The organism is Clostridium sp., assembly GCF_032552055.1.
Classification (GTDB): Bacteria; Bacillota; Clostridia; order Clostridiales; family Clostridiaceae; genus Clostridium.
Window position 1 is genome coordinate 1 of the sequence record NZ_JAWGSV010000156.1, and the last position, 7,436, is coordinate 7,436.

The following is a 7,436-nucleotide window of genomic DNA, read 5'->3' on the forward strand; positions in this document are numbered from 1 at the left end:
TATTATATAAGTACATAATTAAATCACTATATAACACTCCATAGAAGGCTTTTACAATTAAAGTCAGACCAAATTTTAGTCCAGGATGCTTTTCAATGCCAGATACACTTAACCCGATTGCTGGAACATCATGAAATCCACTATTTTCTAACGCCTTTCTAATTAAATGAATATAATTAGAAGCTCTACATCCTCCACCAGTTTGAGTCATTAATACTGCAGTCTTATCTAAATCATATTTACCACTTTTTAAAGCCGATATAAATTGACCTATTACAATCATTGCAGGATAGCAAATATCATTATTAGCATTTCTTAACCCTTCATCTATTATTTCATCAACATCATCTTCTAAAAATTCAATATTAAATCCATTATCTTTTAGCACTTTATCAAGAGCCTTAAAATGTATTGGTAACATATTAGGTACAAGTATTGTATATTTTTTTTTCATTTCTTTAGTAAAAACTTTATAATTATAACTCATCTTAGTTCTCCTACTTAATAGCCTCTACCATACTTCTTATTCTGATTTTAGCTGCCCCTAAATTATTAGTTTCATCAATTTTTAGTTGAGTATATATTTTACCTTTTTCCTCTAATATTCTTTTGACTTCATCAGCAGTTATTGCATCAGTACCGCAACCAAAGGAAACTAATTGAACTAATTGCATATTATCATTATTTCCAACATATTCAGCAGCATTGAATAATCTTGCTTGATATGTCCATTGATTTAATACTTTAATTTCTGATGGTTTATATTTATATGGAATACAATCTTCAGTAATTATTACTAAATTTAAAGAGTTCATCATCTTATTTATTCCATGATTAATCTCTTTATCTATATGATATGGTCTTCCGCTCAAGACTATTGTCAATAAATCATTATCCCTAGCATACTCTATAGCTTCATTACCTTTTATGATTATATCTTCTTTAAATCTTCTATACTCATCTAGCCCCTTTAAAAGTGCACTTTTTACATCCTTCTTACTTATCCAAGGAAAGGATAATTTAAGACTATTATATAAATTAGCACTTGAACTTTTAATTGAATTTAAATCTATATAAGGATATATATAATTAGTATTTTTTAATAAGGAAATATTGTTCTTTAATACTTCTGGGTAATAAGCTACAACTGGGCAATTAAAGTTATTATTAGAAATTCCTTCATCAAAATTAAATGTCATACATGGATAAAATATATCCTTAATACCTTTTTCAATTAAGTTTTCAATATGTCCATGAGAAAGTTTTGCTGGGTAACAAGCAGTATCTGAAGGAATAGTATGTTGTCCCTTTAAATACATATTTTTAGAGGAATTATCTGATAAGATAACTTTAATTCCTAGCTCATTAAAGAATTTAACAAATAAGGGTAAATTCTCATACATATTAAGGACCATAGGAATACCAATTATACCTTTATCTCCATAATTATCTTCATACTCCATTAGCTTATTATACTTATATTCATATAAATCTGGATTTGGATTTTTTTCATTTCTACCTAAAGGCCTAGAACATCTATTACCTGAAATATATTTCTTTTCGCCACTGAAACTATTAATAGTTAAGTTACAGTTATTTGTGCACAAACCACATTTAGCTACCTTAGAACTATGATTGAAAGAACTAAGTTCATTAATTTTAATAATTCTCGACTCTTTCTTAAAATTTTTCTTAGAATAAATAGCTGCACCATAAGCACCCATTAACCCAGAAATATTTGATCTTATGACATTTTGATTTAACTCTTTTTCTAAACTTCTTAAAATTGCATCATTACATAAAGTACCACCTTGAACTATTATGTTCTTACCTATATTGTTAGTTCTAATAACCTTATATAATGCATTTTTAACAACACTTATTGATAATCCTGCTGAAACATCATTAATAGATGCTCCATCTCTTTGTGCCTGTTTTACAGAAGAATTCATAAATACAGTACATCTTGATCCTAAATCAGCAGGATGACTTGCAAATAAACCAAGCTTTGAGAAACTTTCTACATCATAACCCATAGCCTTAGCAAAAGTTTCAATAAATGAACCACAACCTGAAGAGCATGCTTCATTTAGAATAATACTTTTTATAGAATCATTTTCTATTTCAAAGCATTTTATATCTTGTCCACCAATATCTAAAATAAAATCCACCTTAGGATTAAATTCTTTAGCAGCAATAAAATGAGCTAAGGTTTCAACTATTCCAAAATCTATACCAAAAGCTTTTTTTAATAACTCTTCTCCATAGCCTGTAACAGCGCTGGATTTAATATTTATCTGCTCACCATATTTACTATAAATATTTAATAGCTCTCTTTTTACTACCTCAACAGGATTGCCCTCATTGTGTCCATAATATTGATATAAAATTTCTAAATTATCATCTATAAGAACTAGTTTTGTAGTTGTGCTTCCAGCATCAATACCTAAATAAACATCACCTTTATAATCTTTTATATCTCTTACAGCAACTTTAGCCCTATTATGTCTATCTAAGAAATTTTTATATTCTTCTTCACTTTCAAAAAGAGGTGAAACTTCTTTTTGAAGATTAATATTCTTTTCGTTATTTTTAGAAATATTATTTAATAAATCTTCATATGTATATATTTTTTCTTCATTACTTGAAAATATTGCTGCTCCTTTGGCAACAAATACTTCAGCATCTACAGCCTCTATGTTTTCCTTCAAATTAAGTTTTTCAGTAAACATTTTTCTTAATCCATTATAAAAATGTAATGGACCACCTAAAAATAAGACTTTACCTTCAATCATTCTCCCTTGAGCTAGGCCCCCTATAGTCTGATTAATAACAGCTTCATATATACTTGCTGCTATATCAGCTTTACTAGCTCCTTGGTTTAATAGCGGTTGAATATCTGATTTTGCAAATACACCGCATCTAGATGCTATAGGATATATATTTTTATGTTCAAAGCTTAAATTATCTAACTCTTCAACTGAAATGCCCATAAGGCTAGCCATTTGATCTATAAAAGCTCCCGTACCTCCAGCACAGCTAGAATTCATTCTTTCTTCTAATCCATTAGTTAAATATATAATTTTAGCATCTTCTCCACCTAATTCTATAACTACATCAATATCATTGAATATTTTTTTTACACCTATAGTTGTTGCAAAGACTTCTTGAACAAATGAAATTCCCGAATCAATTGCTACTCCATATCCTGCTGAACCAGTTATAGCAACCTTAATTTCATTATCATTAAGTATATTCTTTATGTTTTTTACTTCTTCTATAATTGTTTCTTTTACTTTTGTTAAATGTCTTTTATAACTTTTATATATGACATTATTGTTATTATCTAATATTACAAATTTTACTGTAGTTGAACCTGCATCTATACCAAGTTTATACATAAATCAATTCCTCCAAGCCCCATTTTTTTAATAACTATCTACTAATTTTATATTTTATATTTCTTTACAACTATCTCTTATTATTAGTTTTACTGGCAATAGAATTTTTTTACTTAATGTTCTTTCATCCTTAATTTTCTCCATTAAAACACTAAGAGCCGTTTCTCCCATAAAGTCTGTAAACACCTTCACTGTTGTTAGTGATGGTGATAAAAATTGTGCAGTAGCAATATCATCAAAACCTATGATACTTATATCTTCTGGTATCCTATATCCTTTTTCTTGAATTGCCTTATATGCACCTATAGCCATTGGATCACTAGCTATAAAAAAAGCAGTTGGAAATTTTTCAAGTTTTAAAGCTTCTTGCATCAATCTGTATCCATCCTCAGGTGTAAAGCTACCTTTAAATATAATACTCTCATCTAAATTGTTATTATTAGTCATAAAATCTCTATAGGTTACTTCTCTGTAATTAATTAATTCATTATGATCCTTATTGCTATGAGGTATTACCTTAGCACCTATATATCCAATATTTCGGTGTCCTAGATTATATAGATATTCTAATGCTTTAGTTACTCCATACTTTAAATCTACTACTACTGAATCAAATTCCCATTCATCAGGTGATGAATCTATAAATACTATATTTTTTGTTATCTTGCTTAGCTTTTCTATTTCATCTCCTTGGAAAATACCTATGGCAATTAATCCATCAAGATCACAGTACTTTGCTGAATTATCAATAATTTTATCTAAATATAGTGTTTTATAATCAATATTATCTTTAGAGCAAAGCTTTTCTATAGTCATTCTAATGGAAATAAAATATGGATCATTTAACTCCTTTTCTTCATCAAAGGAACACACTATTCCAATAGTATAATTTTTAATCTTACTCTTTCTTTCCTTAATAGTGATATAATTCATTTCTTCAGCTATAGATAATACTCTTTTTCTAGTATCTTCAGAAACATTTAATGATTTATCTAAATTTAAAATTCTAGAAACTGTTGAAATTGAAACATTTGCTTCACTAGCAATATCTTTTATAGTTGCCAATACAGTTGCCTCCTTTCTATTAAATCCTAAATACAATTAAGATGAGACAATATAATGCTATTGCCTCATCTAACTTATTTTTTATCTCGTCTTATTATTTTATTTCTTTTTGAAGTTCTTTTATAAATTTATCAAGTGCCTCTTTACCAGAAGCATCAAATTTAAAAATGCCACAATGTTCTAAAACTTTTTCGAAAACCTTACCTACTTCATCTTCAATTATTTTATCAATATTGCTAATATTTATATTATTATAATTACTTTTAATTTCATTATACCAAGTGTAATGGCTTTCCAATTCTTCATATTCATATAAATTTTCTTTATTATCTAATAAAGAAGACTTTATAACTTCAAGCTCATCCTTTAATCTAGAAGGTAATACAGCTAGTCCAAGAACCTCGATTAACCCTATATTTTCTTTTTTAATATTATGAAGTTCCTTATGCGGGTGGAAAATACCATCCGGATGTTCAATGGAAGTTCTATTATTTCTTAATACTAAATCTAAAACATATAACTCTTCTTCTCTTCTTGCAATTGGAGTTATGGTATTGTGAGGTGTATCATCACTATAAGCCTTTAGATCAATACTTTCATCACTGTAGTTCTTCCAATACTCTAAGATTTTAAAAGCAACCTTAGATAATTCATTTCTATTTTTACTTTTTAGTCTTACACAAGACAAAGGCCATTCTACTATTGATAAATCTATATCATCATAATTCATAAGCTTAAAATTAACAACATCCTTAGCTTTATCCATTGGGAATGTATAATTTCCACCTTGATAATGATCATGAGTTAGAATTGATCCACCTACTATAGGTAAATCTGCATTTGAACCTATAAAATAATGAGGTAAAAAAGCAACAAATTCTAATAGCCTGTCAAAAGTTTTTTCAGTAAGTTTCATTGGTACATGTTCTCCAGCAAATACAATACAATGCTCATTATAATAAGCATATGGTGAATACTGCATATACCATTGTTCATTAGTTAAATTCATTGGTATTATTCTAAGATTTTGCCTAGCTGGATGATTAACTCTTCCTCTATACCCTTGATTTTCTTTGCAAAGTAAACATTTTGGATACTTTGCAGGAGGTAAGCTTTTAGCCATAGCAATTGCTTTTGGATCTTTCTCTGGCTTTGATAAATTAATAGTAATATCTAAATCTCCGTATTTACTTTTATATTTCCACACTAAATTTTGTGCTATTCTACTAGTTCTTACATAATCACATGCAGTTGATATTTTATGAAAATAATCTGTAGCAGACTTCTTAGAATCTACATATTTTTTATTAAATTCCCTTATAACCTCAGAAGGTCTAGGCATTAACGCATCCATAATTTTTGTATCTAATAAATCCCTAAATATTGGAGTGTTAGATTCTAATATTCCAACTTCAAAAGCATAGTCAAGAATATTATTTAAAATTTCTGTAGGGGAATTTAATACTTCTTCTTCTAAAAGAACATCATCATATTCATCTAAATTTAGTATATCTAGTATTTTATTTCTAACATATATCTCATCTTCTTTATTAAAAAGATCATTTTTTAATCCAAAATTAATTAATCTTTTAATTTCCCTATAAATTCTCATAATTACACCTACTTATTAAAACCCTTTGGGTTATTTTTATGCCAATTCCAAGCAGAAGCTATAATATCTTCAACATTAGTAAATTCAGGTTCCCAATTTAATATTTCTCTAGCCTTTTTAGCAGAAGCTATTAATCTAGCTGGATCTCCTGCTCTTCTTTCACAAATCTTAGCTGGTATTTCATGACCAGTAACTTTTCTTGCAGCTACTATCATTTCTTTAACTGAGAAGCCGCTACCATTACCTAAGTTAAATATATTGCTCGTATCATCTTTTCTTAAATATTCTATAGCTTTAATATGAGCATTAGCTAAATCTACAACATGAATGTAATCTCTTATGCATGTACCGTCTTCAGTGTCGTAATCTTCACCAAATATTGATATAAATTCTCTTTTTCCTAGTGGAACTTGAAGTATTAAAGGAATTAAATGAGTTTCTGGACTGTGATCTTCCCCTATAGTTCCACTAACATGTGCTCCTGCTACATTAAAGTATCTAAGAGAAACATATTTCATATTATGAGCTATATCTGCCCACTTCATCATTTTTTCCATTGCAAGTTTAGTTTCGCCATAAGCATTTGTTGGTTCTGTTTTATCTGTCTCTACTATTGGCATCTTTGTCGCTTCACCATAAGTTGCTGCTGTTGAAGAGAATACTATTCTCTTAACATCATTATCTATCATAACTTTTAATAACACTTCTGTTCCATGAACATTATTATTATAATACTTTAACGGATTTGTCATACTTTCTCCTACAAGGGAGTTAGCTGCAAAATGAATAACTTCAGTGATATTATTTTCCTTAAACACCTTATCTAATTCTTCTTCATTTCTAATATCAACCTTATAAAACTTTGCTTTAGGATGAACAGCCTCAATATGTCCTGTTTCAAGGTTGTCTACAACCACAACATCTTCACCCTTATTAATTAATTGATAAACCGCATGACTACCTATATAGCCAGCTCCACCGCATACTAATACCATTTATTAATACCTCCAAATTCCTATAGTAATTTTATTAAACTAAATTGAAATATATTTATAGTTTACATAATTAATATTTACTTATATTTTAACCTTATTTATTAATTACATCAAATTAAGGTTTTTATAAGTACTTAGAAACAAATTTCTAAGATTTGTTAATATTATATTACTACAAATTGATAAAGTTTACAATTAGTTTTAGTTAATTTTACTAATTATTTTACTATAATTTTACTATAGGTTTATTAAAATAAAGAAGCTATAAATAATATATAGCTTCTTCATAAATTTAATTAAGAGTTACTTGCTTGTTCAAATTGGCTATTATAAAGATTAGCATAGAATCCATCTTTATTTAAT

General features: G+C 28.0%; 4 protein-coding genes and 1 pseudogene. All 5 read right to left on the reverse strand.

Annotation, left to right across the window (positions count from 1 at the left end; genetic code table 11):
• A pseudogene (locus tag E6248_RS10790) lies at positions 1-487 on the reverse strand (2-hydroxyacyl-CoA dehydratase); the annotation flags it as partial.
• Between the two features lie 10 nt (positions 488-497).
• Entirely contained in the window at positions 498-3,401 is a 2,904-nt protein-coding gene (locus E6248_RS10795) for an acyl-CoA dehydratase activase (protein ID WP_316340811.1), read from the reverse strand.
• Positions 3,402-3,455: 54 nt separating this feature from the next.
• Positions 3,456-4,466 (reverse strand): LacI family DNA-binding transcriptional regulator, encoded by a 1,011-nt coding sequence (locus tag E6248_RS10800; protein WP_316340812.1) that lies wholly within the window; start codon positions 4,464-4,466, stop codon positions 3,456-3,458.
• A gap of 94 nt (positions 4,467-4,560) precedes the next feature.
• Positions 4,561-6,078, reverse strand: coding sequence for a UDP-glucose--hexose-1-phosphate uridylyltransferase (gene galT, locus E6248_RS10805; protein WP_316340813.1), 1,518 nt, complete (start codon positions 6,076-6,078; stop codon positions 4,561-4,563).
• Between the two features lie 8 nt (positions 6,079-6,086).
• Positions 6,087-7,073, reverse strand: coding sequence for a UDP-glucose 4-epimerase GalE (galE, locus tag E6248_RS10810; protein ID WP_316340814.1), 987 nt, complete (start codon positions 7,071-7,073; stop codon positions 6,087-6,089).
• Positions 7,074-7,436 lie beyond the last annotated feature (363 nt).

Excerpts from the sequence above, each read along its gene's own strand:
- E6248_RS10795 (WP_316340811.1), bottom strand. The coding sequence starts at position 3,401 with ATGTATAAACTTGGTATAGATGCAGGTTCAACTACAGTAAAATTTGTA.
- galT (WP_316340813.1), bottom strand. The coding sequence starts at position 6,078 with ATGAGAATTTATAGGGAAATTAAAAGATTAATTAATTTTGGATTAAAA.
- galE (WP_316340814.1), bottom strand. The coding sequence starts at position 7,073 with ATGGTATTAGTATGCGGTGGAGCTGGCTATATAGGTAGTCATGCGGTT.